Origin of the sequence: Sphingopyxis sp. OAS728, assembly GCF_014873485.1 — a bacterium.
In the GTDB taxonomy this organism is placed as follows: domain Bacteria; phylum Pseudomonadota; class Alphaproteobacteria; order Sphingomonadales; family Sphingomonadaceae; genus Sphingopyxis.
In genome coordinates, this window is record NZ_JADBDT010000001.1 from 3,562,863 (window position 1) to 3,589,379 (window position 26,517).

Consider the following 26,517-nt stretch of genomic DNA (forward strand, 5'->3'; position numbering starts at 1 on the left):
GGGCGATGACATTAGTGGACGCTTCCAGCCGCCAGTCGGCGCTCGACCGGCTCACCGCGCACGCGCCCTTCCTGGCGCGTCTCGCCGAACTCTATCCCGACGACGTTGCGCGATATCTCGACGTCGGCACCGACGCCGCGCTCTCGGGCGTGGTGCCGCCGCCGGTCGATGACGATATCATGCGGACGCTGCGCCAATGGCGCGGGCGGATGGCGCTGCTGCTCGCGCTCGGCGATCTGTCGGCGGAGCATGATGTAGCAACGACGACGCGCCTGCTCTCGGACTTTGCCGATCAGGCGTGCGACGCCGCGCTCGCCGCCGCCTTCGCCGAGCGTGTGCCGGGCGAAGAGCCGCGTGGACTTTCGGTGATCGCGCTCGGCAAGCTCGGCAGCCACGAACTCAATTACTCGTCGGATATCGACCCGATCCTGATCTTCGATCCCGAAACCCTCCCGCGCCGCTCGCGCGACGATCCGACCGAGGCAGCGGTGCGGATTGCGCGACGGATGACCGAAATCCTGTCCGCGCGCACCGGCGACGGCCATGTGCTGCGCGTCGACCTCCGCCTCCGCCCGCATCCCGAGGTGACGCCGATCGTGCTGCCCGTCGATGCGGCGATCTCCTATTATGAATCTGAGGCGTTGGCTTGGGAGCAGGCGGCGTTCATCCGCAGCCGCGCGTCGGCGGGCGACCGCGCGCTCGGCGAACAGTTCCTGTCCGCGATCCAGCCCTTCATCTGGCGCCGCAGTCTCGATTTCCGCCAGCTCAAGGAAATCGGCGCGATGAGCGACCGGATCCGCGACCATTTCGCGCAGGGGCAGGCGTTCGGCCCGGGCTTCGACCTCAAGCGCGGACGCGGCGGCATCCGCGAGATCGAATTTTTCGCGCAGGTCCATCAGCTGATCTACGGCGGGCGCGATCCGTCGCTGCGCGTCAAGGCGACGGTGGATGCGCTCGCCGCGCTCGCCGCGGCGGGACGGATCGAGCTGGACGACGCCAACCGCCTGTCGGGTCATTATGCGACGCTGCGCCGGATCGAGCACCGGCTGCAGATGATCGAGGACCAGCAGACGCATTGCCTGCCGACGCAGGAAGCGGCGCTCGATTGCGTCGCGCGGCTCGATGGCGAGGCCGATGGCGCAGCGCTGCTCACGATGCTCGAACCCGTCGTGACCGACGTCGGCAGCTGTTACGACCGGCTCGTCGCCGAGCGCGCGGTGACCACCGGTCTGCCGCGTGACGAGGACAGCCTCGCGGCGCAATTGACGGCGGCGGGGTTCGACCCGCCCGATGCCGCACTGCGAACGATCGCCGAATGGCGTGGCGGCAAGCTGCGCGCGCTACGCAGCCCCGCAGCACTCGATGCGCTCGAAACGATGCTGCCCGAACTGGTCAAGGCGCTCGGCGCAGCGCCCGATCCGCAGGCGACGCTGGTACGTTTCGACAAGCTTGTCGCGGGGCTGCCGAGCGCGATCAATTTCTTTCATCTGCTCGGTGCGCAGCCAGCGCTGGCGCGCATCGCGACGCGAATCCTGTCGCTCGCGCCCACGCTCGCCGACGCGCTCGGCACGCGCGCCCAGCTGATCGAAGGGCTGATCGACCAGCGCGCGTTCGACGCGCCCGCGAACAAGGAGCAGCTGGCGGCCGAATGGGCACCGGGGCTTGCGGCGCTCGACTATGAACGGTTGCTCGACCGCGTGCGCGACCATGTCGGCGAGCGGCGCTTCGCCTATGGCGCGCAGCTCGTCGGGGGGGCGACCGATCCGCTGGTGATCGCGTGCGGTTATTCGGAGCTCGCGGAGGCGGCGCTGCAGGTGCTCGCCGACGCGACGGTGGCGGAATTCGTCTCGGCACATGGGCGTATTCCCGACAGCGAACTCGTCGTGCTCGCACTCGGCCGGCTCGGGGGCAGGGCACTGACGCACGCGTCGGACCTCGACCTCATCTATCTCTTCACCGGCGACCATCTTGCCGAATCCGACGGGCCGCGCCCGCTCGGCGCGACGACCTATTACAACCGCCTCGCGCAGCGGGTGACCGGGGCAATGTCGGTGCCGACGGCGGCGGGCAAGCTCTACGATGTCGACACGCGGCTGCGGCCGCAGGGCGCGCAAGGCCCGCTCGTCGTCACGGTCGACAGCTTCGAACGCTACCAGCGCGAGGAAGCGTGGACGTGGGAGCATATGGCGCTGCTCCGCGCGCGGCCGGTCTATGGCTCGGATGCCGCGAAGACCGGGGTCCAGGGCATAATCGATACATTGCTCGCGATCCCGCGCGATCCGGCGAAACTGGCGGCGGATGCTGCCGAAATGCGCGACAAGATTGCGGCACACAAGCCGCCGCAGGGGCCGCTGGACATCAAGGGCGGGCCGGGCGGGCTCGTCGACCTCGAATTTGCGATGCAGGTGACGCAGCTTGTCTGCTGCCAGTGTCACGATCCTAATATCTCGGCGGCGCTTGGCTGTATGAAGGCGGCGGGGCTCGTCCCGCCCGACGTGGTCGACGCGCACGGCCTGCTCGCGCGCATGCTCGTCATGCTGCGCCTCACCGCGCCCGAGGGCGAGCCGGCCACCGCCGCGGCACGCCAGTTGGTAGCGAGCCAGTGCGGCGAGCCCGGCTGGCCGCAACTGCTTGCCGCGCACGATGCGGCGCGGCAGGAGATCGCGAACTGGTGGGCGTCGATTCGTCCCGGACAGGAGAATGAAAAATGAGCGGCCCCCAAATCGGCGATGCGATTCCCGCCGTGCAACTCCTCGACGCCGATGGCGACGCGATCGATCTCGCCGCGCTGAAAGGCGCGCCTTTGGTCGTCTATTTCTATCCGAAGGCCGACACGCCGGGTTGCACGGTCGAGGCGCAGGATTTCACCCGCCTCGCGTCCGAGTTCGCGAAACTGAACGCGCAGATCCTCGCGGTGTCGCGCGATGCGCCGGCGAAACTCTGCAAGTTCCGCGACAAATATGGCCTGACCGTCCGCCTGGCCTCCGACGAGGATGGCGCGGTGTGCGAGGCGTTCGGGACGTGGGTCGAAAAGCAGAATTACGGCCGGACCTATATGGGGATCGAACGCTCGACCTTCCTCTTCGGGGCCGATGGCAAACTCGCCAAGGAATGGCGCAAGGTGCGCGTGAAGGGCCATGCCGATGCGGTGCTGGAGGCGGCAGAGGCGCTGTAAATGCCGACTTTGGGTGAAGCCGCGCGCGCGGTCCTGCTGACGCCGGACCCGCATGACAAGCGCCGCGCGGCGCGTAGCATGGCGCGCGCGTGGCGGCAGGGGAAGCTTGCACATCGCTGCGACACACCGATGCCCGACCAGCCGGCGTGGCCCGCCGAACCCGAACTGCTCCCGCCTAACCGGATGCCCAAACGCGGCAGGGGCGGATCGGAGCGCGGGCGCATCGCGCTGCTCCACGCGCTCGCGCATATCGAATTCGTCGCGATCGACCTAGCGATCGACCTGGTTGGCCGTTTCGGCGATGAATTTCCGCGCGCGTTCGTCGACGACTGGATCGGTGTCGCCGCCGACGAGGCGATGCATTTCGCGCTGCTGGACAGGCGTCTCCGCCAACTCGGCAGCTATTATGGCGCGCTTCCCGCGCACGCCGGCTTGTGGGAATCGGCCGAATCCACCGCCGACGACGTGCTGGCGCGGCTCGCTATCGTGCCGATGGTGCTCGAGGCGCGCGGGCTCGACGTCACGCCGTCAACGGTCGAACGCTTCCGTGCGGTCGGCGATGAGGCATCGGCGAAGATTTTATCGCGTATTTACAACGACGAAATCCGCCATGTGGCCGCGGGCACAGTCTGGTTCCGGCAAAAGTGCGATGAAATGGGATTCAACGTCGTCGAAACGTGGCAGTCCCTAGTAAAATCGCGGTTTCGGGGCAGTTTGAAGCCTCCGTTCAACGACTCGGCGCGCCACGACGCCGGTTTAACGCAAGAATTCTACGCCGTTATTGCTTCGTAAGGATTGGGGCAGCACACAGGCTTCCGCGGGGGATGAGCAATCATCCAAACCTAGAAACACCAGCGCCAAGGCCCATTTCCGGACTTTGACGACATGGCAAACGCGGGGTCGTTGTTTTGATTAACACTTTTCTGGCGCAGAAGTTGCACCAAGTCGCAATAATCTGCGCGGCAGCATGTTTCGGAATGGCCACACCGGCCGCCCATGCCGCCGAAACCAGCGCCGACGCTAGCATTACCGCTCCCGACGAGCCCGACGACGACAGCTTTACCGCTGGCGTTCCGTCAACCGGCGAGGACAGCGAAGCCCGCGCAATTTTCCAGGCGTGGAAGCGCCTCGACACCGGCCTGACCGCCTCGATCGGCGTTGCGGTGCCCTCGCGCCGCCCGATCGACCAGATGTCGCTCTCGTCGTCGTACGGCATGCGCGTCCACCCGGTCACCGGCAAGGTTGCGCGCCACAACGGCATCGACATCCCGGCGCCGCACGGCACCCCGATTTATGCAACCGCCGACGGCATCGTTGGTCGCGCCCAGCGTCTCGGCGGCTATGGCAATTATGTCGAGGTCGAACATGGCAACGCCATCCAGACGCGCTACGGCCACATGTCGTCGTACATCGTGACCCCGGGCCAGTCGGTGAAGAAGGGGCAGGTCCTCGGGTACGTCGGTTCGACCGGCCGTTCGACCGGTAACCACCTCCATTATGAAGTCCGCATCGAAGGCGCGCCGGTCAATCCGATGCCGTTCGTTCGCTCGGACCAGATGGCGATCGCCGCCATCACCGGCAAGAATGTCGCGATGGGCGGTCCCGAATAACAAGCTTTCCTGGGTCGGAGAGGAGGGGCGCCAGGCGGGTCAACCGTCGAGGCGCCCTTTTTATTTGAGCACAAGGTCCCTATCTAGTGATCATGGCCACGCAGCTTTCCGAAATCACCCTGTCGCCCGCCGCCGCGGCGCGCGTCCGCTGGATCGCCGATCGCAAGGGCGAGAGTGAGGCGGCATTGCGCCTCGCCGTTGACGGCGGCGGCTGTTCGGGCTTCACCTATCGCTTCGGTCTGGCCGAAGGCATCGATGCCGATGACATCGTCACCGAAACCGACGGGGTGAAACTGGTCGTCGACCCGGTCAGCATCGACCTTGTGCGCGGCTGCATCGTCGATTTCGTCGATTCGCTCGGCGGATCGTCGTTCAAGGTCGAAAACCCCAACGCCGCCTCCGGCTGCGGTTGCGGGTCCAGCTTCTCGATCTGACGCCTTTCGCGGCGCCGTGCTTGCTGCCATAGGTGCGGCATGAAAATCGCGACCTTCAATATCAACGGGATCAAGGCCCGTTTGCCGCGCCTCGTCGAATGGCTCGAGGAAACGCAGCCCGATGTCGCCTGCCTGCAGGAACTGAAATCGAGCGACGAGACGATGCCGACCAAGGAGATCGAGGCGGCGGGCTACGGCTTCCTCTATCACGGGCAAAAGGGCTTCAACGGCGTTGCGATCCTCGCCAAGGGCACGCAGCCGGTCGAAGCGCAGCGCGGGCTGGCGGGCGAGCCCGAAGACGAGCAGTCGCGCTATCTGGAGGCCGACGTCCATGGCCTGCGCGTCGCGTCGATCTACCTCCCCAACGGCAACCCGCAGCCGGGCCCGAAATTCGATTATAAATTGCGCTGGATGGCGCGGCTGCGCGAGCGCGCGAAATTCCTCCTCGCCTCCGAAATCCCCACGATCCTGACCGGCGATTATAATGTCATCCCGCACGACGACGATGTGTGGGACCCGCGCGCGATGTCGACCGACGCGCTGATGCAGCCCGAGTCGCGCGACGCCTATTTCCGGATGCTCGGCGACGGCTGGACCGACGCGATCCGCAGCCGCCATCCGGCGGGCGGCGTCTGGACCTTTTGGGACTATCAGGCGGGCGGCTGGCAGCGCGATCATGGCTTTCGAATCGACCATCTGCTGCTCAGCCCCGCGCTCGCCGACCGGCTGGTCGACGCGGGCGTCGACAAGGATCATCGTGGCCGCGAAAAGGCGAGCGACCACGCCCCGACTTGGGCGATTCTCGCCTAATTTCTTCCACTGACGTGGAAGGCGGCACCGGCCCGCTCCCCCACCCGGCCTCCCCAACGATAGTAACCTAGGGAGGCCGGGTGGGGGAGCGGGCCGGTGCCGCCCTGTTTCGGCCACGCCGAAACAGCTGTTAAGCGTCGGGGTACAGCGTCGTCATCACCCGCTTCGGGTCGAGCGCATAATGATGTGCGACCGCACCCGCGATCACGCTTTCGAGGCTGCGCGTCGGCTTGAGGTCGCGGCCTTCGTAACGCGCAGTGGTACCGAGGCCCGGCCAGTCGGCCGACACCTTGCCGCCCTCGCTTAGTCCGCCGCCGAGCAGCATCGCGGTCGATGCGGTGCCATGGTCGGTGCCGCCGGTACCGTTGACCTCGACCGTACGCCCGAACTCGGTCGCGACGATGACCAGCGTGTCGCTCCACGCGGGGCCAAGCCCCGATTGAAGTGCGCCGACGAGCTGATCGAGCCCGCGCAATTGTGCCGCAAGTCGCCCGCGCTGGCCGCTGTGCGTGTCCCAGCCGCCCGTTTCGACCATCATTACGCGCGCGCCATCAGCGGGCAGCATCAGCGACGCCGCGAGCTTGCCGAGTTCGGCGCCGTTGCGGCCGTTGTTGCCGCCGATATCGCCCGCAAGCTCCTGCGTCTTCACCGCGCTGTCCCACAGCGGATGGAGCAGCGGATCGTCGGCGTAGAGTGCGGTCAGCCGGGCGATCAGGTCGGCGTCGGCCTGCGGCAGTCGGCTCGGTGCATAGGTGCCGACCTGCACCGTCCCGCGCAGCGCGAGCGGGACCGCCGGTGCAATCGCGATTGCATCGCGCTCGGCGGCAGGGAGCAAGGTAAGCAGCCGCCCGACCCAGCCGGTGTCGCGCCCATAGGGTCGCGACCCGCCGCCCTCGAGCATATTCTGCCCGTCGAAATGCGAGCGGTCGCGATAGCCTGTGGCGACCGCGTGCGCGAAATGCGCCTGCTTGCCGGTGTAGAGGCCGGCGGTCGCCGTAAGCGCGGGGTGCAACGTGAACATGCCGTCGAGCTTCGCGCCGCCCGCCGTCTCGTCGGCCATCGCGCGGCGCGCGGCGGCAAAGGCGGGATCGCCCGTCGGCGCAACGATCGCGAGGCCGTCGGCTGCGCCGCGCTGGATGATGAAGACGAGGCGCTTCGGCGTGCCAGCGGCGGCATAAGCGAAGCCGGGGAGGGCGCCCGCGGCGGCGACGGTGATTCCCGACAGGATGATCGAGCGGCGTGAGAGGATCATCGTCTATCTCCGCAAAAAGGCCGGGCTGGCGAACAGCATCGCGATGCCCTGTCCCGGGCTGTCTGCGCGGGCGATCGCCTGCGCGGTGTCGGGCGTGAGTGCGTCGGCAAGGACGAGCGGCGCGAGCTGGCGCGCATCGGCACGGTCGCCGATCCGCCCGGCGATGCGGCTCGCGAGTTCGACGCGCTGCATCAGCGCCGCCGACCCCGCCCAGGTCGCGACCATGTCGTCATAGCCCTTGGGCGATCCGGGGCGCCACACCGGCTGGCCAAGCTGGGTGAACATCGCGGCGACATTCTGCCGTTCGCCGAGCCCGGGCGTTTGCAGCGCGCGCAGCATCGACACCGTCCAGTCCCAAGGCGATTTGAACATCGCGGGCGTCGCCGCCCAAGGCTCGGGAGACGCGATAAGCACGCGGTAGAGCGAGGGCAGGTCGCCGCCGGTCTTGAGGAAATCGGTCGAGAGCCGATCGACCAGCGCCGCCGGGGGTTCGTCGCTCGTGAAATGACGCGCCAGCTTGGCGGCGACATGTTTCGCGGTCGCGGGATGGACGGCGAGATCACGCAGCACGGCTTCGGCCTGCCGGGCACCGGCATCGTCGTATCGCTTGCCGAGTATCGTCTGCGCGCCGGGTTCGTGAAGCGGGCCGATAAATACCGTCTCGCCGGGCTGGGCGTCGGCGGGCATCAGTCGCTGTCCCACGCCGCGTCCGAGGCCGGCGACGGTCAAGCCGGTGAGCGCCTTCGCGAAAGCCGTCACATCGGCCTGCGTATAGCCCGCGCGCACGCCGAGCGTGTGCAGTTCCAATATCTCGCGCGCCAGATTCTCGTTGAGCCCCGGCGCTTGCCGCCTGCCGCGATTGCGCACGCGCGTCGCGAACGGGCTGTCGGGGCCAAAGCTTTGCGCCTGGTCGAGAAAGAGCAGCATCGCGGGATGACGCACCGCGGCGATCAACAGATCGGAAAATTTGCCCATGATGTGCGGGCGGATTGCTTCATTCTCGAAATTGCCCGCGAAGCCGACGACGGTCTGCTTGTCCGCCGACACCGCGAAATGGTTCGCCCAGAAATGCACGATCCGCTCGGGAAAAGGCGTCGGCGTCGCGACCGCGGCGGCAAGCCGCGCGGCGGCGGCGTCGGCATAATGGCGGCGGAAACCCGCGCGCGCCATGCGGCGCATCGTCTCGGGCATCGGGTCGTCGTCGCGCATCGCCGCATCGTTCGCCTCGCGGCGCATCGCCTGTCGCTCGTCGCGATATTCGGCATAGGCAGTCGCGATTGCCGCGCGCCCGGCGAGGCCCGCGAGCGCCGCGGGAGCAGGATCATAATCGCCGATCTGGCGCGTCAGCCACGCTTTCGGGTCATCGATCGCCGGATCGTCGAAGCGGCGGCCGAGGCCGAAGCGATTGGCGGCAAGATATCGGACTGCCATGACAAAGCCTTTCCGTGCCCCCAACGCACGATGGCCGTCATTTGTCGCAAATCTGTCCCGGCGTCAGAGCGATTTGTCGTAGATCTGGTACACGCGGTTGACCTTGGCCTCGATCGCGTCGGCGACGGCGTTCATCCCCTGATTGTCGTCGAGCACCCAGCCGATATCGCCGCGCTTGGTGCCATAGTCGGCGACCGCATCGCGGCGGATATATTCGATCATCATGAAAGCGAGAGTGCTCGCCATGCGGCTGTTCTGGAGCTTTTTCGCGACCCCCATCAGCGGCACCCGCAGGATATGGCTCTGGGGCTTGCGCAGCCACCACAGCAGCCGCGCCCAGTTAAAGGGCAGCAAAGAGCCGTCCATGTCGATCAGCAACTGGTTGATGTTCGGCAGCACGATCATGAACGCGACCGGCTCGCCGTCGACTTCGGCGACGCGGATCAGATCTTCGAAGACGATGTCCTTCAGCTTCTTGCCGACATAGGCTATCTCGCTGTCGGTCAGCGGGACGAACCCCCAATTGTCGGACCAGGCATCGTTGAGCAGCCCCATGATCAGCTTTGCCTCGGCGGCGAAGCGGCGCTTGTCGACCTTGCGGATGCGGATGCGCGAATTCTTCTCGCCCGCGGCGACGATGCGATTGACCAGCGGCGGGAAACCCTCGTCGATCGCGACGTCATAGTTCAGCAGCTGTTTGACCGGCTGGTAGCCCGCACCCTCGACCCATGCGCGATAGAGCGGGCTGTTGTGTCCCATCATCACCGTCGGGCGGTTGTCGAACCCTTCGATCAACAGTCCGGGCTCGTCCCAGATCGAAATCGACAGCGGCCCCAATGAGCGGTGCATGCCCTGCGTGCGCAGCCAATCCTCGGCGGCGACGAGTAGCGCCTGTGCGCTTGCTTCGTCCTCGGCTTCGAGCAGGCCCCAATTGCCGGTGCCGGGCCCCATGCCCTGTTCGGCGGGCTGCGCGAGCGCGAGCGCGTCGATATGCGCTGAAATGCGGCCGATCGTGCGGCCGTCGCGGCGCGCGAGAAAGAACTGCGCCTTGCCATGCTCGAACCACGGATTCTTGCCGAGCGTCAGCAGGCCGTAGACCTCGCCCTTCAGCGGCGGCACCCACGCGGGGTCGCCGCGATTGAGCCGAAAGGCGAGCTCGACGAACTCGCGCAAATCATTCTTGTTCTTGACCGGGTGAATTGTGATCGGGCCGTCCGAATGTCCGCTCATACTGGTTTCCTGAAATCGCTGACCTATATGTTTGGCGACGCATTAGGGCATAGAAATGGCGCTGGCGACCCGCATTCGGCCATTTTGCTGCCACGAAATAATGGTGAAGACCCCGCTATGACGACGATCAATCCCCCCGCCGATCGGGTCGCGACTCCCTTCGTGACGTCGGCAACGAAGACGCCCAAGTCGGCGATTGCCGACGATATGGCGATGATCCGCGCGGCGTCGGAGCTGACGCGCGATCTCGTGCAGCCGTCGGCGCGCATCTATTGGACCGATATGCTCGCCTCGGCATTCGTTGGTTATGCCGGCATCGCGGCGGCGATCCTCGCGCCCTCGGCCGCCTGGATGCTCGTCGCCGCGGTGATTTCGGTCATCGCGCTCTACCGCGCGGGCAGCTTCATTCACGAGCTCACGCATATCCGCAAAAATGCGCTGCCGGGTTTCCGCCTCGGCTGGAACATCCTCGTCGGCGTGCCGATGCTGATCCCGTCGTTCATGTATGAGGGGATTCACAGCCTGCACCACAACCGCACCAAATATGGCACGGTCGAGGACCCCGAATATCTGCCGCTCGCGCTGATGAAGCCGTGGACGGTGCCGTTTTTCGTCGTCGCCGCGGCGTTCGCGCCGGTCGCGCTGCTCTTCCGCTACGCGGTGCTGACCCCGCTGTCGTTTCTGATCCCGCCGCTGCGCAAGATCGTCGTCGAACGCTATTCGGGGATGATCATCAACCCGCTGTTCCGCCGCAAACCGCCCGAGGGCGAGTTCCGCCGCCAGTGGGCGTGGCAGGAAGGCGGCGCCTGGGCGTGGTCGAGCCTGCTGATCGCCGCGGGCGTCTTCGGCTGGGTGCCGCTGCGCGCGCTCGTCATCTTCGGCGCGATCGCCGCTGCGACCTTGGTGCTCAACCAGATCCGTACGCTCGTCGCGCATCTGTGGGAAAATGACGGCGCGGTGCTGACCGTGACCGGCCAGTTCCTCGACAGCGTCAACGTCCCGCCCCCGGGGCTGCTGCCCGAACTGTGGGCGCCGGTGGGGCTGCGCTATCACGCGCTGCATCATCTGCTTCCGGGCGTGCCCTATCATTCGCTCGGCGAAGCGCACCGCCGCCTGAAGGACGCGCTGCCCGCGGATTCACAATATCACGGTGCGAATTACGACAGCCTGCCGAAGCTAGTGATGAATCTGGTTGCGGGATCGGCAAAGGGCGCCGCCGCCAAAGATTGATCGAATTGATACGCGGGCAGCCTGCGGGCGCCCGCGGAAATTGGATCAATCGTTGGAGTCTTGCCAGACGGCCCACATCTGAAAAGCTCTGAGCATATGGAAGGCTAGGTAGCCCAGCCATATTATCCCAGGCGTAATCAACGCGCCGAGGATTATCAGGCGATATGGGTTCGTCAGACCTATGCCGATGTCGAGCGGAGCAAAAATCGCGCAGCCAGCAAAAGTTGGCCAGACCATGGTGAACTTATCGGGGCCGAACGGTTCGCCCTCGTACATTTCGTCCAAAATCTTGGCTCGATAGTTTGCAAACCACTCCATTTCGTTCGCGACCCTATTCCTCGGTCCGGATCAAAATCATCTCGCCGATCAGCGCGAACAGGATAAACGGGCCCCAAGCGGCGAGGAAGGGCGAATAGGCACCGAGGTCGCCCATCGCGAGCGCGAAATTGTCGGCGACGAAATAGGCGAAACCGAGCCCCATGCCGAGGATCGCGCGGATGAAGAGCTTGCCCGAACGCGCAAGCCCGAACGCCGCGACGGCGCCGAGCAGCGGCATCAGGATTGCCGACAGCGGCCCCGAAATCTTGTGCCACAGTACGCCCTTCAGCGCATCGACCGGACGTCCCGCAGCCTCGAGGTCGGCGATCGCCGATTGCAGTTTCAGGAAGGGCAGTTCGTCGCCATCGACCTGCGCCAGCGTGAACTGGTCGGGGCGGACGTTCTTTGCCGCGATGATCGTGCCGAGCGGTTCGAGCGTGCCTGAGCGGCGCATGAAGCGCTTCGCGCCCGTCAGTTCCCAGCCGCCCGGCACCGCGCGCGCGCTGTCCGCAGTCAGCATCGACGACAGCACGCCGCCGGTGCGTTCATAGATCGTCACATAGCCGAGGGTGATGACCGGCCCGCTGGTATCGACCGTCGTCGCGTTGATCAGGTCGTCGCCGTCGCGGACCCAGATATTCGTGCGGATGCCGCTGTCCTTGGGGACTTGCTTATATTCGACCTTTTGCCACGCGCTGAGCGCCGCGGTCGATCGCGTGACGATGCGTTCGTTGAAAGCAAAGCTGATGCCCGCGACGAGCAAGGCGGCGAGGAACAAAGGCGCAAGCACCTGATGCGCCGACATGCCCGCCGCCTTCATCGCGATGACCTCGCTGTTCTGGTTCAGCGTCACCATCGTCAATATCGTGCCGAGCAGCACCGAAAATGGCAGGAAGGTCTCGACGATCTGCGGCAGCCGCATCCCGACATAGCGCCACACATCGGAGTCGCTGTTGCCCGCGACCGCAAGGATCTTGCCGCTCTCGCCGAGCAGGTCGAGCGTCTGCAGGATCAGCACCAGCGCGAACAGGATCGAGAAGGAGCGAACGAGGAAGAGGCGGCCGACGTAGAGCGCCATCGTGCGCGACGGGAAAAAGTGGAGTTGATGCATTTAGGTCGGGCTCTCCACCAGCCGCGGCTTGCGCTGGAACATCGTCAGCATCGCGCGAATCTTCTGCCCCGCCTTGGCCGCGACGCGTTCGAGCGCACCGATCGGCTGACCGCCCGGGACATGCGCAACGACATAATACATCCAGATCGCGAGCGCCGCGAACAAGAGATAGGGCACCCACAGCGCGATCAGCGGATCGACCGTGCCGCGCGCACCCAGATCCTCGGCATATTGGTTGATCTTGTGCTGCGTCACCAGCAGCACGATCGACAGAAAGACGCCGAGCGACGAGGTCGATCTTTTGGGCGGGATCGCGAGCGCGATCGCGATCAGCGGGATCAGGAACATCGACATCACTTCGACGATGCGGAAATGGAAATTTGCCCGCGATTCGAGCCGCGTCTGCACCGACTGGCTCTTGTCCTTGCCGGCGACGAACAGTTCGGGGATCGTCATTTCGCGGTCGGCGCCGCCGCGCAGGCGGAACGCCTCGATCTTGGGCAGCGGGATCGGCAGGTCATGATTGTCGAAGGTCAGGACGCGGGGAACCGCAAATTTCGGCGATTCATGGATCAGCACGCCCTGCGACAGCCGCAGGATGATCGTATTCGGATCGTCGGTCGCAAGGAACTGGCCGCGCGCCGCAGTCGCCGACACGCGCTGGCCGTCCTTCTGTTCGCCGCGCACGAAAATGCCTCGCAGGCTGCGCCCGTCGTTATAGCTTTCCTCGATCCGGAGCGTCATGCGGTCGCCCATTTTGGTGAATTCGCCGACCTTGATCGACGCACCGAGCGCACCCGAGCGGAGCTCGAACTGCAAGCCTTCATAGGCGTAGCGCGCGACAGGCTGGATGAAGCCGACGATCGCCAGATTGAGCGCCGCGAGCGCGATCGCATAAGCAAAGGGCACCCGCATCAGCCGCCCGAAACTCATCCCCACGCCCTTCAGCACATCGAGCTCGCTTGAGGTCGCAAGCCGTCGGAAAGCAAGGAGAATCCCGAGCATCAGCCCGATCGGGATGCCGAGCGAAAGATATTCGGGGATCAGGTTCGCAAGCATGCGCCACACGACGCTGACCGGGCCGCCTTCCGTGGCGACGAAATCGAAAAGGCGGAGCATTTTTTCGAGCACGAGCAGCATCGCCGACAGGACGAGCGTGCCGAGCATCGGGAAGAAAATGAGCCGCGCGATGTAGCGGTCGATGGCAGGAAGCTTATTCAATCTTTGGTCGCCCCATCACCATGATTTGGCCGCAGTTGTTTCCGATATGCCGATTCAAGGGCGACAGGGACCCATGTCGGCGCGCGTTTTTGCGCTCGCGGAGATGGCTATAGCCTCTGGAGGTTTTGAGGTCATGTCGAAATTTGTATCCGCTCTGCTTGCTGTTTCGGTGCTGGTTTTTGCCGCATCGGCGCAGGCAGAAGGCCGGGTCATCTCGAACGATCTGTCGAAGTGCAGAAGCGGTCCGTCGACGCTGGTCCAGATCAGCGGTGTCAAGGCGTCGACCGGCAAGATCCGCGTGCAAAGCTATCGCGGGACGGCGGACGAGTGGTTGGCCAAGGGACGTTGGCTTGCCCGCGTCGAAGTGCCGGCGCGCGCCGGAACGATGACCGTTTGCGTGCCGCTGCCCGAAGCCGGCGTGTACGGCATTGCCGTGCGCCACGACGTCAACGGCAATGGCAAGACCGACCTGCGCGCCGATGGCGGCGGGATGTCGAACAATCCCAGCATCAACGTCTTCAACCTCGGCAAGCCGAGCTACCGCAAGACGGCCTTTTCGGTTGGAGAGTCGCCCAAGACGATCTCCATCTCGATGAAATATATGTGATCGGATATGGCTAGCGTCGCGCTCCTTTCGAATCCACGCTCGACGGGCAACCGCTCGTTGTTGCCGCGGGTTCGCGAATATTGCGCGGCGCACCCCGATATCTTCCACTATGAGGTCGAGGACGTCGACCAGATCGAAAAAGCCATCCGCACGATGGCGATGGTCGGCCCGCGCGTCGTCGTGATCAACGGCGGCGACGGTACGGTGCAGGCTGCGCTGACCGAAATTTATTCGGGCGATCATTTTGGCGGCTCGCCGCCGCCGGTCGCGGTGCTTCCGAACGGCAAGACCAATTTGATCGCGCTCGACCTCGGTGCCGAGGGCGATCCGATCAAGGCGCTCGAACGCGTGCTCGAACTCGTCGAAACGGGCCGGCTGGAGGATCATGTTATCCAGCGCCAGCTGATCTCGCTCGACAGCGGCGGCGAAGAGCGGCCGGTGCTCGGCATGTTCCTCGGCGGGGCCTATCTTGCCGACGTGATGCTCTATTGCCGCAACCGCATCTATCCGCTCGGCCTGCCGAACGGGATCTCGCATTTCCTCGCGGCGATCCTCGGTATGTTTGCGATCATCTTCGGGATCGGCGGCGGACGCCTGCCGCCCAAGCCCGAAAATATGACCGTGTCGCTGATCCGGCAGGGCGAGTATAAGGGCAAATTCTCGCTGTTGATCGTCACGACGCTGGAGAAATTGCTGCTCAGCATCCGTACCAGCGAAGCGCATGGCACCAACGGGAATATGAAGATGCTGGCGACCGACAGCAATGTCGGGGCGATGTTCCGCATGCTCGGTGGGGCATGGCGCGGGACGCTGGGGCAGAAGCAACTCGACGGCGTGCATTTCCAGCAGGGCGACGAAATCCGCATCGAGGGCGAGCGGTCGAACGTCATCCTCGACGGCGAAATCTTCCAGGCCAAGCATGGCATGCCGATCATCCTGACCTCGACGCAGCCAGTTCCCTTCCTGCGCCTCGCTGCCTGAGCGCTTACGCGTGTCCGACCTGATCGATCTGGTCCGCGCCGAACTGGCGACCCCCGTCGACCCGCGCGCCGCCGCGATGGCGCGCGCGATCGCGGCCGAATATCCCGGCAGTGCGCGCGCGGTGCTGTTTTACGGCAGCTGCCTGCGCGAGAGCGAACTCGACGGGTTGATGCTCGATTTCTATCTGATCGTGTCGGACTATAGCGACGCTTATCCCAAACGCTGGATGGCGGTCGCCAACCGGCTGATCCCGCCCAATGTCTTCCCGTTCCAGCACGACGGGCTGATCGCCAAATATGCGGTGCTCAGCGAGGCCGATTTCGACCGGCTGAACGGTGCGGAGACGCGCAATGTTTCGGTGTGGGCGCGCTTTGCGCAGCCGTCGCGGCTTGTCTGGGCGGTCGACGATACTGCGCGCGATCGCGCCGTCGCCGCAGTGGCGCGCGCGGCACCGACGCTGCTTGCCGCAGCGGGCAGCGTCGACGGCGAAGCGCCCCTCGACTGGTGGCGCCGCGCCTTTTCGCTCACTTATTCGGTAGAACTGCGCGCCGAGCGCACGAGCCGCGCGCAGTCGGTCGTCGACGCCGACGCCAGGCGTTACGAACGGTTCAGTCCCCCTGCGATCGCCGCGATCCCGTCCGATGCACGTGGCGGCGGCTGGGCGCGGCGGCGGCTGGAGGGCAAGGCGCTCAGCATCGCGCGGCTTGCCAAGGCCAGCCTGACCTATGCCGGCGGGATCGATTATCTAGCGTGGAAGATCAACCGCCACGCGGGGACGAAGATCGAGATCAAGCCTTGGCAGCGCCGCTGGCCGCTCGTCGCCGCGCTGACGCTGGTTCCGCGTTTGATGAAGAGCGGGGCTATTCGGTAACGCCCGACCTTAACTCGCGAGCCGCTGCCCTTCGGTCGGCCGCGGGTGGCCGCTCCGCCGGATCGCCTGATCGAGCGCGGCGAGGGTGAAGGGTTTGCGCAGCACGTCATGGTCGCCGAAACTGGCGATCTCGCTCGCATCGCCGGCATAGCCCGTCACGAACAGCACGGGCAGGTCGGGCCAGCGCTGTTTCAGCTGCGCGATCATTTCCGGGCCGGTGAGCTTGGGCATCAGCACGTCGGTCAGAATCAGGTCGAACCCGTTTCGTCCCTCTGCCAGCTGTCCTTCGACCAATGTTTCGGCTTCGAGCGGGTTGCCGCACGCGACCGCGGTATGGCCGAGCTCGCCGACCGCCTCGACCGTCGCGGCAAGGACGCGCTGGTCGTCCTCGACCACCAATATGTTCAGCGCATGATCGGGCAATGCCGGGTGCGCAGCGACGTCGCCTTGCGTCGTGTCGGTCGCGGCGTCGAGCCCCGATGTGGTCACGGGCAGCAGCATCGCGACGCTCGTGCCCTCGCCCTCGGTCGATGAAATCTGGACCTCGCCCCCCGATTGGCGGCAGAAGGCGAAGACTTGGCTCATGCCAAGGCCGGTGCCCTGGCCAGCGGGCTTGGTCGTGTAAAAGGGATCGAAGACGCGTTCGAGCACCTCGGGCGACATGCCGCAGCCGGTGTCGATCACGCGCACCGCCAGCGCCTTGCCTTCGCCGTCGTCGAGCGTCTGGATCGTCAGCGATCCATTGCCGTTCATCGCGTCGCGCGCATTGACCGCAAGGTTGAGCAGCGCATTTTCGAATTGCTGCCGGTCGACCCAGCAGGCGTGGCCTGCGGCTTGCAGGTCGAGCGTCAGCGCGATCCGGTCGCCGATCGTGCGTTCGATCAGCTCGCCAAAGCTCGCAATACAATCGTCGATCGTCACCATCTCGGGCCGCGCGGGCTCGGACCGGGCAAAGGTCAGCAGGCGGCGCGTCAGGTCGGCGGCGCGATTGGCACCGTCGAGCGCGTTGGCGAGGTGGCGCGACGCCTTTTCGGGCGCGCGCTGCGCCAGCTCGAGTCCGCCGACGACGACCGCCAGCATATTGTTGAAATCATGCGCGATGCCCCCGGTCAGCTGGCCGACCGCCTCCATCTTTTGCGCCTGGCGCAGCTGGGCTTCGGCGGCTTCGCGCTCGATCATCTCGCCGCGTAGCGCATCGTTCGCGTGCGCGAGTTCGGCGGTTCGCTCCTTGACCGCCGCCTCGAGCTGCATCGCGCGGTCGCTTTCAAAAAGCTGCTCGTTCCGCGCGAGCCGCCGTTCGCCTTCGGCGCGGATCAACGAGAAGGTCGTGCCGATCGCGATGACCGCCGCGCCCGCGCCAAGCAGCGAGAAGAGCAGGATCGCCTGGTTGAGATTGGCGCGATCGGCGATCGCGATCCGGTTCCGCTCGCGCAGCAAGGTACGTTCGTTGGCGATGATCGCCGTCAGCAGCTTGTCGATCTGGCTCAGCCCCTGACCTTGCCCCGCGGCATAATATTTGGAGATGGCGGCGACGGTCTGGTTATAGTTTGCGCTGAGCGCGGCGTCGCCGAGCTGCGCGCCGCGAATGTCCATCTCGCGCGTCAGCTGTTCGACCAGTGCCATCTGCTTCGGGTTGTCGCGGACGTTGCGGCGCAATTGCGTCATGAACTGCCGCGCACGCGCCCATTGATATTCATAGACGCGCCCGTCCGATTTCTGCAGCCCGACCGCGAAGCGGCCGAGCGCGGCCTCGGCGCGCGCGATCGCCGCGTCGACCGAGCGGGTCTGCGAAATCACCTCCATGCTCTGCGTCTGCCAGCCGAGCGAGCGATCATAATTGTCGTTGGCGCGCGCAAGCAGCACGAGCAGCGCCCCGACCACACCGGTCAGGATCGCTCCGAGGACGATCGTCGACCAGAAGCGAATACGCTCCCGCCGGCCGTCGTTTTCGCTGTCGCTATCCCGCTCGAACACGCGCTTCTCTTACCGGACAAGCGGGCCGCCGCAAAGCGCCGAAGGCTCCGCGGCTTCAACTCGCCCCGAAAAGGAATCCGCTGGTCGGCGGATGATCTCGGTTCAGCCGATAATCCCGACGCGCTGGCCCGCGCGCTCGAACCGGCCGAGGATCTCGCCGACCTGTTCGATCGTGTGTTCGGCGCACAGCGAACAACGCAGCAAGGTCATGCCCGCGGGTGTCGCGGGCGGGCGGGCGAGGTTGACGTAAAGCCCTTCTTCCAGAAGCGCTTCCCACATCATCGCACCGCGTTCGAGGTCGGGCATGATCACCGCGATGATCGCCGACTGCGGCTCCTCGGTGCCGAGCTGGAAGCCGAGGTCGCGCAGGCCCTTGTGCAACACCTTCGAATTTTCCCACAGGTGCGCGCGCTTGTTCGACCCGTGCATCAGCTTGCGGATGCTCGTCGCGGCGGTCGCGACGACGCTCGGCGGCAGCGAGGCGGTGAACACATAGGGACGGCAGACAAGCCGCATGATCTCGAACTTCGGATGGTTCGAGACGCAGAAGCCGCCGACGGTGCCGACGCTCTTGCTGAACGTGCCGATGATGAAGTCGACATCGTCGATCACGCCCTGCGCCTCGGCGACGCCGCGGCCATGCTCGCCGATGAAGCCCATCGAATGCGCTTCGTCGACCAGCACCATCGCGCCGGCTTCCTTCGAGACGCGGATCATTTCCTTCAGCGGCGCGATGTCGCCGAGCATCGAATAGACGCCCTCAAGGACGACGAGCTTGCCCGCTTCTGGCGGCAGGCGCTTCAGGCGCTTTTCGAGCGCCTCGACGTCATTATGGCGGAAGGCGACGATTTCGGCGTTGCCCATCGCGCAGCCGTCATAGATCGAGGCGTGGCTGTCGATGTCGAGGATGACATAGTCGCCCTTGCCGGCGATCGTCGAAATGATGCCAAGGTTCGCCTGGTAACCGGTCGAAAACACCATGGCATGATCCATGGCGTAGAATTCCTTGAGCGCGTCCTCGCACTCCTTGTGCCCCTGATAGGTGCCGTTGAGGACGCGGCTGCCGGTCGTGCCGCTGCCGAACTTGTCGAGCGCATCCTTGCCCGCGGCGATGACATCCTCGTCGAAGGTCATGCCCATATAATTATAGGTGCCGAGCAGGATCGTCTCGCGCCCGTTGCAGATCGCGACGGTGGGGGAGACGACGCGCTCCATCACCAGGCTGAACGGATCGGTGACGCCCGTTGCAAGCAGCTGCTCGCGCTGCTGGATCAGCGGGTCGAATTTCGAGAAGAGATCGGTCATCGCGCTGTCAGCCCTGGAGTTTCTCGACCGCGGCGACCAGCTGGCCGACCGTTTCGATTTCGGCCTGCATGTTCATGCTGATGATGATATCGAACGTGTCCTCGACCTCGGCGACGAAATCCATCACCGTCAGGCTGTCCCATTCGAGGTCGCCGGCAAAGGTCGTGGCATCGGTCAGCTCGACGCCCTTCTTGTTGAATGGGCCGATCAGGCCGAAAATCTGGTCGCGCAGGGCGGTGCTCATGGGATGCGTCCTATAAAGGAATAAAGTTGCGTGCGGCATGCCGCGAAGGCTCCCGATTGGCAAGCGAATGCGGCGGGAACAGGGCAGCATCTTGCCGCTGGCGGGACTTCGTGGCATCCCTGTGACGGGTCGCCAGCAGGGGCAGCTTGGCATGGATAGCGCAGATTCAAAGGCATCGCCCGAACGGCCGGCGATTTCTTTTCCGCCGAACGCGGTGCATCTGGTGCGCACCAACCAGCAGATCACGATGCAATTGTCGCAAATGGCCGATCAAAAGGCGTCGATCCTGATGGGCGCGACCTTTGTCGTTTTCACGCTCGCGATCGGGCAGGCGCGCGCCGGGGCAGGGGCGCTCGCGATACCGCTCGCGATCCTCGCGACCTTTTCCTTCCTCTCGGCGCTGCTCGCGGTGTCGGCGGTGCTGCCGCGCGTCGGAAAGGCGCCGCCCGTCGTCTACAAGGACGGCAAGGATCACAGCAATATCCTGTTCTTCGGTCGCTTCGAACAGATGGACGAGGATGAGTTCATCGATGCCGTGAAAACGCGCCTGCGCACCGAGGAAGATCTTTACGAGACGATGCTGCGCGATACTTACCAGAATGGCGTCGTGCTCGCGCGGCGCAAATATCGCTATCTGGCTTATGCGTACCGGCTGTTCGTCGTCGGACTGACGCTGACCTTCATCGCATTCGGGGTCGAGATGGCGATGTTGGGGGGCAACTAGGGTACGCCTTGCTGTTGCCTTTCTGCCACCCTCCCCAACAAATGAACCGCTAAAAACCGCCCAGTATTGAACCTCGGGACCCCCGCGCCTATCCGGGCCGGCTATGTTGCAGCAGGCTGCCCCATTGACCGCGGAACCGCCGCAGGGTTTTCGCACCGAATTCCGGGCGACGCTGGCGCTTGCGGTGCCGCTCGCTGCCGCAAACCTGCTCCAGATGCTCGTGCATGCGATCGACGTAATCTTTGTGGCGCGGCTCGGCGACGCCGCGCTCGCCGCATCGTCGCTCGGGGTTGCGATCTTCGGGCTGTTGCTCTGGACGGGCACGGGGTTGATCGGGGCTTCCGCGCCGTTGATCGCCGCCGAGCTCGGGCGCCGCAAGCATGCGGTGCGCGAGGTGCGGCGCACCGTACGCATGGCGCTGTGGCTTTCGGCGCTGATTTCGCTGGTCTTCATGGGTATTTGCGCGGCCGGCGGCCCGATCATGATCGCTACCGGGCAGCCCGCCGAAACCTCGGCGCGCGCCGCGAGCTTCCTGCTGATCCTGATGTGGGGCCTGTTTCCGATGATCGCGGCGGCGGTGCTGCGCATCTTCGTCTCGGCGCTCGGCCGGCCGACGATTGCGACCGCAATCACTTTCGGCGCTCTCTTCGTCAACGCGCTCGGCAACTGGATGCTGGTCTTCGGAAATCTCGGCATGCCCGCGCTCGGCCTGCACGGTTCGGCAATTTCCAGCGTGACGACGAGCGCGCTGATGCTGCTTGCCTATGTCGTCGTCATCCAGACCGACCGGCGGCTGCGGCGTTATCATCTGTTCGGCAATTTGTGGCGGCCCGAATGGGCGCGCTTTTTCGACATGCTGCGCATCGGTACGCCGATCAGCCTGACGATCCTCGCCGAGGCGGGGCTGTTCACCGGCGCCGCCTTCCTGATGGGACGGATCGGCGAGGCGGAACTTGCCGGGCACACGATCGCGCTCCAGGTCGCCGCGCTGACCTTCCAGATCCCGTTCGGGGTCGCGCAGACGGCGACGATCCGCGTCGGCCTTGCCTATGGCGCGCGCGACCGCCGCGCGATCGGCCATGCCGGCTTTGCCTCGCTTGCTCTCGGCATCGGCTTCATGGCGTTCATGGCGCTGCTGATTTGGCTGTTTCCGTCGCTCGTACTGTCGATCTATGTCGACGTCGACGCGGCGCGCAACGCGGCGATGGTCGGTTTTGCCCTGCAATTCCTCGTCGTCGCCGCCGCCTTCCAGCTCTTCGACGGCGCACAGGCGGTTGCTGCGGGCGTGCTGCGCGGATTGCAGGATACGCGTACGCCGATGATCATCGCAATCTGCGGCTACTGGCTAGCCGGCTATGGTACCGCAATCTACCTCGGTTTCTGGACCCCGCTCGCCGGTGTGGGCGTGTGGATCGGTCTTGCGGTGGGGCTCGTCGTCGTGGCTGCGCTGTTGATTCTGCGATGGCGGATGCGCGCTCGTCTTGGCCTCCTTCCGGCCTGACGCAAAAACTTCGCACGAATCTTGTAGCGCGGCGCTTGACGCCTATCTGACTCCCACCCATATGGCCGACTGTTAGCACTCGCACCCTGTGAGTGCTAAACGACATCATTTCCATCTCTGGAGGGATTTCCATGCAATTTCGCCCGCTGCACGACCGCGTGCTCGTCCGCCGTATCGAAGCCGAAGAAAAGACGGCTGGCGGCATCATCATCCCCGACACCGCCAAAGAGAAGCCGCAGGAAGGCGAAGTCGTCTCGGTCGGCACCGGCACCCGCGCCGATGATGGCAAGGTGACCCCGCTCGACGTCAAGGCCGGCGACCGCATCCTGTTCGGCAAATGGTCGGGCACCGAAGTCAAGGTCGACGGCGAAGAGCTGCTGATCATGAAGGAATCGGACATCCTCGGCGTCATCGCCTGAGGCCCGTCGTTCCGCCCCGGCGGAAACGCGATTTCAGTGTAAAGTTACGCAGTTTTCTGCGATTTTTTTGAAGGAAGCAATCATGGCTGCCAAGGACGTTAAATTTTCGCGCGACGCGCGCGAGCGTATCCTCAAGGGCGTCGACATCCTCGCCGACGCCGTCAAGGTCACCCTCGGCCCCAAGGGCCGCAACGTCGTGATCGACAAGAGCTTCGGTGCGCCCCGCATCACCAAGGACGGCGTCAGCGTCGCCAAGGAAATCGAACTGAAGGACAAGTTCGAAAACATGGGCGCGCAGATGCTGCGCGAAGTCGCCTCGAAGGCGAACGACAAGGCCGGTGACGGCACCACCACCGCGACCGTCCTCGCCCAGGCGATCGTTCGCGAAGGCATGAAGTCGGTTGCCGCCGGCATGAACCCGATGGACCTGAAGCGCGGCATCGACCTTGCGGTCACCAAGGTCGTCGAAGACCTCAAGGGCCGTTCGACCCCGGTCGCCGGCACCTCGGAAATCGCACAGGTCGGCATCATCTCGGCCAACGGCGACACCGAAGTCGGCGAGAAGATCGCCGAAGCGATGGAAAAGGTCGGCAAGGAAGGCGTGATCACCGTCGAGGAAGCCAAGGGTCTCGAGTTCGAACTCGATGTCGTCGAAGGCATGCAGTTCGACCGCGGCTATCTGTCGCCTTACTTCATCACCAACCCGGAAAAGATGATCGTCGAACTCGCCGATCCGTACATCCTGATCTTCGAAAAGAAGCTGTCGAACCTCCAGTCGATGCTTCCGATCCTCGAAGCGGTTGTGCAGTCGGGCCGTCCGCTGCTGATCATCGCCGAGGACATCGAAGGCGAAGCGCTCGCGACCCTCGTCGTGAACCGCCTGCGTGGCGGCCTGAAGGTCGCGGCCGTCAAGGCGCCGGGCTTCGGCGATCGCCGCAAGGCGATGCTGCAGGACATCGCGATCCTGACCGCCGGCGAAATGATCAGCGAAGACCTGGGTATCAAGCTCGAGTCGGTCACGCTGAACATGCTGGGCCAGGCCAAGCGCGTCACGATCGACAAGGACAACACGACCATCGTCGATGGTTCGGGCGACCATGAAGCGATCAAGGGCCGCGTCGAACAGATCCGCGCGCAGATCGAAACGACCACGTCGGACTATGACCGTGAAAAGCTGCAGGAACGTCTGGCGAAGCTCGCCGGCGGTGTTGCCGTGATCAAGGTCGGCGGTGCGACCGAAGTCGAGGTGAAGGAACGCAAGGACCGCGTTGACGACGCGCTGCACGCGACCCGCGCTGCCGTCGAAGAAGGCATCGTCCCCGGTGGCGGTACCGCTCTGCTGTACGCGACCAAGGCTCTCGAAGGCCTGAAGGGCGCCAACGACGACCAGACCCGCGGCATCGACATCGTCCGCAAGGCGATCGAAGCGCCGCTGCGCCAGATCGCGGCCAACGCTGGCCACGATGGTGCGGTTGTCGCCGGCAACCTGCTGCGTGAAAACAACCAGGAGCAGGGCTTCAACGCTGCGACCGACGTTTACGAAAACCTGAAGGCCGCCGGCGTCATCGACCCGACCAAGGTCGTGCGCACCGCGCTTCAGGACGCTGCCTCGGTGTCGGGCCTGCTGATCACCACCGAAGCCGCTGTCAGCGAGCTGCCGGAAGACAAGCCGGCGATGCCGATGGGCGGCGGCGGCATGGGCGGCATGGGCGGCATGGACTTCTAAGTCCAAACCGTTCGGCGCTCAGCCAATGAGAAACGGGGCCGGGGGAGCAATCCTCCGGCCCTTTTCTTTGGTGGCGAAACAGGGGCGGCGGGACATTGCCAGTTCAGGCAATGCGGCATAGCTAGGGCGGTGATGATGCTCCTCCTCGCTCTCGCAATGCTCGCCGACCCTGTGGTCCAGCCGCCGCCGATCGAGCGCTGCGGCTACAGGATCGTCCAGACCTTCCCGCACGATGCCACCAGCTTCACGCAGGGGTTGTTCTGGGAGGACGGGCATCTGTACGAGGCCACCGGCCAATATGGGCAGTCCCGCGTGGCGCGACTCGACCTTCAAACCGGCAAGGCGCTGGCCGAGACGAAGCTGCCGGCGGACCAGTTCGGCGAAGGCATTACGCGCTGGGGAAACCAGATTATCGGCGTGACCTGGCAGGGCGGCATCGGCAACCGCTGGTCGATCAAGGATTTGAAGCCCGTCGGCACCTTCAAATATGAAGGCGAGGGCTGGGGCCTGACGATGGTCGGGGACAGTCTCGTGCTCAGCGACGGGACGCCCGACCTGCGCTTTTTCGACCCCGCGACGATGAAGGAGCAGAAGCGCGTCACGGTGCGCTTCGGCGACCGGCCGATCCCGATGATCAACGAGCTCGAGACGATCGACGGGCAGATCTGGGCCAATGTGTGGATGACCGATTTCATCCTCCGTATCGATCCCGTCACCGGCAATGTCGTCTCGCTCGTCGACCTGTCGACGCTCAAGGCCGATGCCGGCGTGAGCGGGACTGACAGCGTGCTCAACGGCATTGCGTGGGACGCAAAGAAGAAGCGCTTGTTCGTTACGGGCAAGAACTGGCCGAAACTCTACGAAATCGCATTGGCGGACTGCCGCTAGGCGCTCGTTAGTGCCGCCTCCATCCGCGCCGCTGCGGCGTCATAGACATGGTCTTTCAACCCCGCGGTGATCGCCTTGGGCGCGCGGTCGGGATGGCCGCCGGCAAAGGGCGGCGCGGGGTCATATTCGATCGCGAGCTGGATCGCCTGCGCCATCGCATCTCCCCGCAGCCGCGCGATCAAGCTCAGCGCGAAGTCGAGCCCCGACGTAACACCGCCGCTCGTGACGAGATTACCGTCCTCGACAACACGCGCCTTTGCGTGTTCGGCGCCGACGAGCGGCAGCAGATGCGTGTAGGCCCAGTGCGTAGTGGCGCGCTTGCCCGCGAGCAGTCCGGCGCGGCCAAGCAGGAAGGCGCCGGTGCAGACGCTCGTCACCCATTGCGCGCCGGCAGCCTGCCGCGCGATGAAATCGATCGTCGCGGCGTCGCCCAGTGCGTCGGCGACGCCGTGGCCGCCGGGGATGCAAAGGATGTCGGCCTGCGGCGCGCTCGCGAAATCATGCGTCGGAACGATCGCAAAGCCGCTGTCGGTCAGGATCGGTTCGCGGTTGGCGGCTGCCCCGACGAGCGTCGCGCCGGGCATGCGCGATAACGCCTGTGCAGGCGCGGTGAAGTCGAGCTGGGTGATGCCGGGAAAGAGCAGGAAGACGATGTTGGTGGCGGGCGTATCGGTCATGCGGATGTCCCCTCGTTGGCAGTGGATCACCCAGGCGCGCGGCTCATGACGGCCTGCCGGCCAGCCCCGCTTCCCGATGGGATCCCATCTTCAGCGCCAGTCGCGGAGCGCGCCCAGTCTAGTCTCCCGGTGCGATGAGGGGAAGGCGCTATTTGCCGGTCTTCGCCGGTTCCTCCGCCGCCTTGCCCGTTTCGGGCGGCGAAATACTGTCGCGGCTTTCGAGCATCTCGGCGGCATCGTCGAGCGCCTTCGCCTCGCTTACCGTCACCCCGCCGGGGCCAGGTTCGTTATCGGTGCGACTGCACCCCGTCGTCAGGACCAGCATTGCGAGCGCGGCGCTCGCCGTCCGAAGGTCGATCATTCACGCGCTCCCACGAAAAAGGGCTCCATCCGAGGTGGATGGAGCCCCATTATCAGCCCGAAGGCGTACCGACGACTTACTTCTTGTCGTTGGCTTCGGCCTTCTTCGTTTCTTCGGCGATCTTTTCGCCAGCCTTGTCGGCGGCTTCGCCAGCGGCGTTCACCGTGCCTTCGACGGCGTTGCCGGCCTTGTCGGCCGCAGCAGCGGTCGCGTCGGCGGCTTCGTCGGCCGCAGCAGCGGTCGCATCGGCAGCGCCAGCAGCGGCATCGGCGGCGGCGTCGCCAGCGGCGGCGGCGTCATCGGCAGCCGAGGTCGCGGTTTCCGAAGCGGCATCCTGGGTCTTTTCCGAGCAGGCGGCGAGGCTGAAGGCCGCGGCGGCCATCGAGGCGATGATGATTTTGCGCATGATATTCCTTT

Annotated in this window: 27 protein-coding genes; 15 read left to right on the forward strand and 12 right to left on the reverse strand. The window is 65.1% G+C overall.

Annotated features, from left to right (window positions below; all coding sequences use genetic code 11):
- The first annotated feature begins 5 nt into the window (after positions 1-5).
- From GGC65_RS16935 to xth, 6 genes are all read left to right on the forward strand, one after another.
- Positions 6-2,711 carry a bifunctional [glutamine synthetase] adenylyltransferase/[glutamine synthetase]-adenylyl-L-tyrosine phosphorylase gene (locus GGC65_RS16935; protein ID WP_192648231.1) on the forward strand — a complete coding sequence of 902 codons (2,706 nt, stop codon included), beginning with the start codon at positions 6-8 and terminating at the stop codon, positions 2,709-2,711.
- On the forward strand, positions 2,708-3,175 hold the full coding sequence (locus tag GGC65_RS16940; RefSeq protein ID WP_192648232.1) for a peroxiredoxin: 468 nt from the start codon (positions 2,708-2,710) through the stop codon (positions 3,173-3,175). The genes GGC65_RS16935 and GGC65_RS16940 overlap by 4 nt, the downstream gene beginning before the upstream one ends.
- Positions 3,176-3,967, forward strand: a complete 792-nt coding sequence (locus GGC65_RS16945; RefSeq protein WP_192648233.1) for a ferritin-like domain-containing protein — start codon at positions 3,176-3,178, stop codon at positions 3,965-3,967.
- Positions 3,968-4,152: 185 nt separating this feature from the next.
- A complete protein-coding gene (locus GGC65_RS16950) occupies positions 4,153-4,785 on the forward strand; it encodes a M23 family metallopeptidase (protein ID WP_225940868.1) in 633 nt (210 codons plus the stop codon).
- Positions 4,786-4,877: 92 nt separating this feature from the next.
- The gene (erpA, locus tag GGC65_RS16955) at positions 4,878-5,219 is read left to right on the forward strand and encodes an iron-sulfur cluster insertion protein ErpA (RefSeq protein WP_192648235.1); all 342 of its coding nucleotides are present in this window, start codon (positions 4,878-4,880) and stop codon (positions 5,217-5,219) included.
- A gap of 39 nt (positions 5,220-5,258) precedes the next feature.
- Entirely contained in the window at positions 5,259-6,029 is a 771-nt protein-coding gene (gene xth / locus GGC65_RS16960; RefSeq protein WP_192648236.1) for an exodeoxyribonuclease III, read from the forward strand.
- Positions 6,030-6,159: 130 nt separating this feature from the next.
- Here xth and GGC65_RS16965 read toward each other — a convergent pair whose 3' ends face one another.
- The 3 genes from GGC65_RS16965 to GGC65_RS16975 all read right to left on the reverse strand — a co-directional run bounded on the left by GGC65_RS16965 (position 6,160) and on the right by GGC65_RS16975 (position 9,942).
- Positions 6,160-7,281: a DUF1501 domain-containing protein gene (locus tag GGC65_RS16965; protein WP_192648237.1), complete on the reverse strand. Its 1,122-nt coding sequence runs from the start codon at positions 7,279-7,281 to the stop codon at positions 6,160-6,162.
- 3 nt (positions 7,282-7,284) lie between these two features.
- Positions 7,285-8,712, reverse strand: a complete 1,428-nt coding sequence (locus GGC65_RS16970; RefSeq protein ID WP_192648238.1) for a DUF1800 domain-containing protein — start codon at positions 8,710-8,712, stop codon at positions 7,285-7,287.
- A gap of 63 nt (positions 8,713-8,775) precedes the next feature.
- Entirely contained in the window at positions 8,776-9,942 is a 1,167-nt protein-coding gene (locus GGC65_RS16975; protein ID WP_192648239.1) for an N-acetyltransferase, read from the reverse strand.
- Between the two features lie 117 nt (positions 9,943-10,059).
- Between GGC65_RS16975 and GGC65_RS16980 the strand changes: the two genes are divergently transcribed.
- Positions 10,060-11,172 (forward strand): fatty acid desaturase family protein, encoded by a 1,113-nt coding sequence (locus GGC65_RS16980; protein WP_192648240.1) that lies wholly within the window; start codon positions 10,060-10,062, stop codon positions 11,170-11,172.
- Between the two features lie 45 nt (positions 11,173-11,217).
- Here the strand turns inward: GGC65_RS16980 and GGC65_RS16985 are convergent, their stop codons facing one another.
- From GGC65_RS16985 to lptF, 3 genes are read right to left on the reverse strand one after another with little or no spacing between them, the layout of a single operon-like run.
- Positions 11,218-11,490: a hypothetical protein gene (locus GGC65_RS16985; protein ID WP_192648241.1), complete on the reverse strand. Its 273-nt coding sequence runs from the start codon at positions 11,488-11,490 to the stop codon at positions 11,218-11,220.
- Positions 11,491-11,503: 13 nt separating this feature from the next.
- Entirely contained in the window at positions 11,504-12,601 is a 1,098-nt protein-coding gene (gene lptG, locus GGC65_RS16990; protein WP_192648242.1) for an LPS export ABC transporter permease LptG, read from the reverse strand.
- Positions 12,602-13,822: an LPS export ABC transporter permease LptF gene (gene lptF / locus GGC65_RS16995; protein ID WP_192648243.1), complete on the reverse strand. Its 1,221-nt coding sequence runs from the start codon at positions 13,820-13,822 to the stop codon at positions 12,602-12,604.
- A gap of 133 nt (positions 13,823-13,955) precedes the next feature.
- Here lptF and GGC65_RS17000 point away from each other — a divergent pair, with 133 nt between their 5' ends.
- From GGC65_RS17000 to GGC65_RS17010, 3 genes are read left to right on the forward strand one after another with little or no spacing between them, the layout of a single operon-like run.
- On the forward strand, positions 13,956-14,429 hold the full coding sequence (locus GGC65_RS17000) for a DUF2141 domain-containing protein (protein ID WP_192648244.1): 474 nt from the start codon (positions 13,956-13,958) through the stop codon (positions 14,427-14,429).
- Between the two features lie 6 nt (positions 14,430-14,435).
- On the forward strand, positions 14,436-15,410 hold the full coding sequence (locus GGC65_RS17005; protein WP_192648245.1) for a diacylglycerol/lipid kinase family protein: 975 nt from the start codon (positions 14,436-14,438) through the stop codon (positions 15,408-15,410).
- Positions 15,411-15,420: 10 nt separating this feature from the next.
- A complete protein-coding gene (locus GGC65_RS17010) occupies positions 15,421-16,281 on the forward strand; it encodes a hypothetical protein (RefSeq protein ID WP_192648246.1) in 861 nt (286 codons plus the stop codon).
- 9 nt (positions 16,282-16,290) lie between these two features.
- Here the strand turns inward: GGC65_RS17010 and GGC65_RS23750 are convergent, their stop codons facing one another.
- The 3 genes from GGC65_RS23750 to GGC65_RS17025 form a co-directional block, all read right to left on the reverse strand.
- Positions 16,291-18,255, reverse strand: a complete 1,965-nt coding sequence (locus GGC65_RS23750; protein WP_192648247.1) for an ATP-binding protein — start codon at positions 18,253-18,255, stop codon at positions 16,291-16,293.
- 102 nt (positions 18,256-18,357) lie between these two features.
- On the reverse strand, positions 18,358-19,560 hold the full coding sequence (gene spt / locus GGC65_RS17020; protein WP_192648248.1) for a serine palmitoyltransferase: 1,203 nt from the start codon (positions 19,558-19,560) through the stop codon (positions 18,358-18,360).
- Positions 19,561-19,567: 7 nt separating this feature from the next.
- On the reverse strand, positions 19,568-19,804 hold the full coding sequence (locus GGC65_RS17025) for an acyl carrier protein (RefSeq protein WP_088472186.1): 237 nt from the start codon (positions 19,802-19,804) through the stop codon (positions 19,568-19,570).
- Positions 19,805-19,955: 151 nt separating this feature from the next.
- Here GGC65_RS17025 and GGC65_RS17030 point away from each other — a divergent pair, with 151 nt between their 5' ends.
- The 5 genes from GGC65_RS17030 to GGC65_RS17050 all read left to right on the forward strand — a co-directional run bounded on the left by GGC65_RS17030 (position 19,956) and on the right by GGC65_RS17050 (position 25,062).
- Positions 19,956-20,528, forward strand: coding sequence for a Pycsar system effector family protein (locus GGC65_RS17030; protein ID WP_192649585.1), 573 nt, complete (start codon positions 19,956-19,958; stop codon positions 20,526-20,528).
- A 103-nt stretch (positions 20,529-20,631) separates the two neighbouring features.
- Positions 20,632-22,029 carry an MATE family efflux transporter gene (locus GGC65_RS17035; RefSeq protein WP_192648249.1) on the forward strand — a complete coding sequence of 466 codons (1,398 nt, stop codon included), beginning with the start codon at positions 20,632-20,634 and terminating at the stop codon, positions 22,027-22,029.
- 131 nt (positions 22,030-22,160) lie between these two features.
- Positions 22,161-22,448 carry a co-chaperone GroES gene (gene groES, locus GGC65_RS17040; RefSeq protein ID WP_037514464.1) on the forward strand — a complete coding sequence of 96 codons (288 nt, stop codon included), beginning with the start codon at positions 22,161-22,163 and terminating at the stop codon, positions 22,446-22,448.
- Positions 22,449-22,530: 82 nt separating this feature from the next.
- On the forward strand, positions 22,531-24,174 hold the full coding sequence (groL, locus tag GGC65_RS17045; protein WP_192648250.1) for a chaperonin GroEL: 1,644 nt from the start codon (positions 22,531-22,533) through the stop codon (positions 24,172-24,174).
- Positions 24,175-24,309: 135 nt separating this feature from the next.
- Positions 24,310-25,062: a glutaminyl-peptide cyclotransferase gene (locus tag GGC65_RS17050; RefSeq protein WP_225940869.1), complete on the forward strand. Its 753-nt coding sequence runs from the start codon at positions 24,310-24,312 to the stop codon at positions 25,060-25,062.
- On the opposite strand, the gene GGC65_RS17055 is transcribed toward GGC65_RS17050, so the two are convergent.
- From GGC65_RS17055 to GGC65_RS17065, 3 genes are all read right to left on the reverse strand, one after another.
- Positions 25,059-25,739, reverse strand: a complete 681-nt coding sequence (locus GGC65_RS17055) for a DJ-1/PfpI family protein (protein WP_192648252.1) — start codon at positions 25,737-25,739, stop codon at positions 25,059-25,061. The genes GGC65_RS17050 and GGC65_RS17055 overlap by 4 nt on opposite strands.
- 148 nt (positions 25,740-25,887) lie before the next feature.
- On the reverse strand, positions 25,888-26,100 hold the full coding sequence (locus tag GGC65_RS17060) for a hypothetical protein (RefSeq protein WP_192648253.1): 213 nt from the start codon (positions 26,098-26,100) through the stop codon (positions 25,888-25,890).
- 76 nt (positions 26,101-26,176) lie between these two features.
- Positions 26,177-26,506 (reverse strand): entericidin EcnAB, encoded by a 330-nt coding sequence (locus GGC65_RS17065; protein WP_192648254.1) that lies wholly within the window; start codon positions 26,504-26,506, stop codon positions 26,177-26,179.
- Positions 26,507-26,517 lie beyond the last annotated feature (11 nt).

Bases quoted from the DNA above. Each gene is read 5' to 3' on its own strand.
- GGC65_RS17030 (WP_192649585.1), top strand. From the start codon at position 19,956: ATGGATAGCGCAGATTCAAAGGCATCGCCCGAACGGCCGGCGATTTCT.
- GGC65_RS17055 (WP_192648252.1), bottom strand. From the start codon at position 25,739: ATGACCGATACGCCCGCCACCAACATCGTCTTCCTGCTCTTTCCCGGC.
- GGC65_RS16950 (WP_225940868.1), top strand. From the start codon at position 4,153: ATGGCCACACCGGCCGCCCATGCCGCCGAAACCAGCGCCGACGCTAGC.
- GGC65_RS17025 (WP_088472186.1), bottom strand. From the start codon at position 19,804: ATGAGCACCGCCCTGCGCGACCAGATTTTCGGCCTGATCGGCCCATTC.
- GGC65_RS16940 (WP_192648232.1), top strand. From the start codon at position 2,708: ATGAGCGGCCCCCAAATCGGCGATGCGATTCCCGCCGTGCAACTCCTC.
- groES (WP_037514464.1), top strand. From the start codon at position 22,161: ATGCAATTTCGCCCGCTGCACGACCGCGTGCTCGTCCGCCGTATCGAA.
- GGC65_RS16970 (WP_192648238.1), bottom strand. From the start codon at position 8,712: ATGGCAGTCCGATATCTTGCCGCCAATCGCTTCGGCCTCGGCCGCCGC.
- GGC65_RS17005 (WP_192648245.1), top strand. From the start codon at position 14,436: ATGGCTAGCGTCGCGCTCCTTTCGAATCCACGCTCGACGGGCAACCGC.
- GGC65_RS17060 (WP_192648253.1), bottom strand. From the start codon at position 26,100: ATGATCGACCTTCGGACGGCGAGCGCCGCGCTCGCAATGCTGGTCCTG.
- spt (WP_192648248.1), bottom strand. From the start codon at position 19,560: ATGACCGATCTCTTCTCGAAATTCGACCCGCTGATCCAGCAGCGCGAG.
- GGC65_RS16965 (WP_192648237.1), bottom strand. From the start codon at position 7,281: ATGATCCTCTCACGCCGCTCGATCATCCTGTCGGGAATCACCGTCGCC.
- xth (WP_192648236.1), top strand. From the start codon at position 5,259: ATGAAAATCGCGACCTTCAATATCAACGGGATCAAGGCCCGTTTGCCG.
- GGC65_RS16980 (WP_192648240.1), top strand. From the start codon at position 10,060: ATGACGACGATCAATCCCCCCGCCGATCGGGTCGCGACTCCCTTCGTG.
- GGC65_RS16975 (WP_192648239.1), bottom strand. From the start codon at position 9,942: ATGAGCGGACATTCGGACGGCCCGATCACAATTCACCCGGTCAAGAAC.
- GGC65_RS16985 (WP_192648241.1), bottom strand. From the start codon at position 11,490: ATGGAGTGGTTTGCAAACTATCGAGCCAAGATTTTGGACGAAATGTAC.
- groL (WP_192648250.1), top strand. From the start codon at position 22,531: ATGGCTGCCAAGGACGTTAAATTTTCGCGCGACGCGCGCGAGCGTATC.
- GGC65_RS16945 (WP_192648233.1), top strand. From the start codon at position 3,176: ATGCCGACTTTGGGTGAAGCCGCGCGCGCGGTCCTGCTGACGCCGGAC.
- GGC65_RS17050 (WP_225940869.1), top strand. From the start codon at position 24,310: ATGCTCCTCCTCGCTCTCGCAATGCTCGCCGACCCTGTGGTCCAGCCG.
- GGC65_RS17000 (WP_192648244.1), top strand. From the start codon at position 13,956: ATGTCGAAATTTGTATCCGCTCTGCTTGCTGTTTCGGTGCTGGTTTTT.
- lptG (WP_192648242.1), bottom strand. From the start codon at position 12,601: ATGCATCAACTCCACTTTTTCCCGTCGCGCACGATGGCGCTCTACGTC.
- GGC65_RS17065 (WP_192648254.1), bottom strand. From the start codon at position 26,506: ATGCGCAAAATCATCATCGCCTCGATGGCCGCCGCGGCCTTCAGCCTC.
- GGC65_RS16935 (WP_192648231.1), top strand. From the start codon at position 6: ATGACATTAGTGGACGCTTCCAGCCGCCAGTCGGCGCTCGACCGGCTC.
- GGC65_RS17035 (WP_192648249.1), top strand. From the start codon at position 20,632: ATGTTGCAGCAGGCTGCCCCATTGACCGCGGAACCGCCGCAGGGTTTT.
- erpA (WP_192648235.1), top strand. From the start codon at position 4,878: ATGGCCACGCAGCTTTCCGAAATCACCCTGTCGCCCGCCGCCGCGGCG.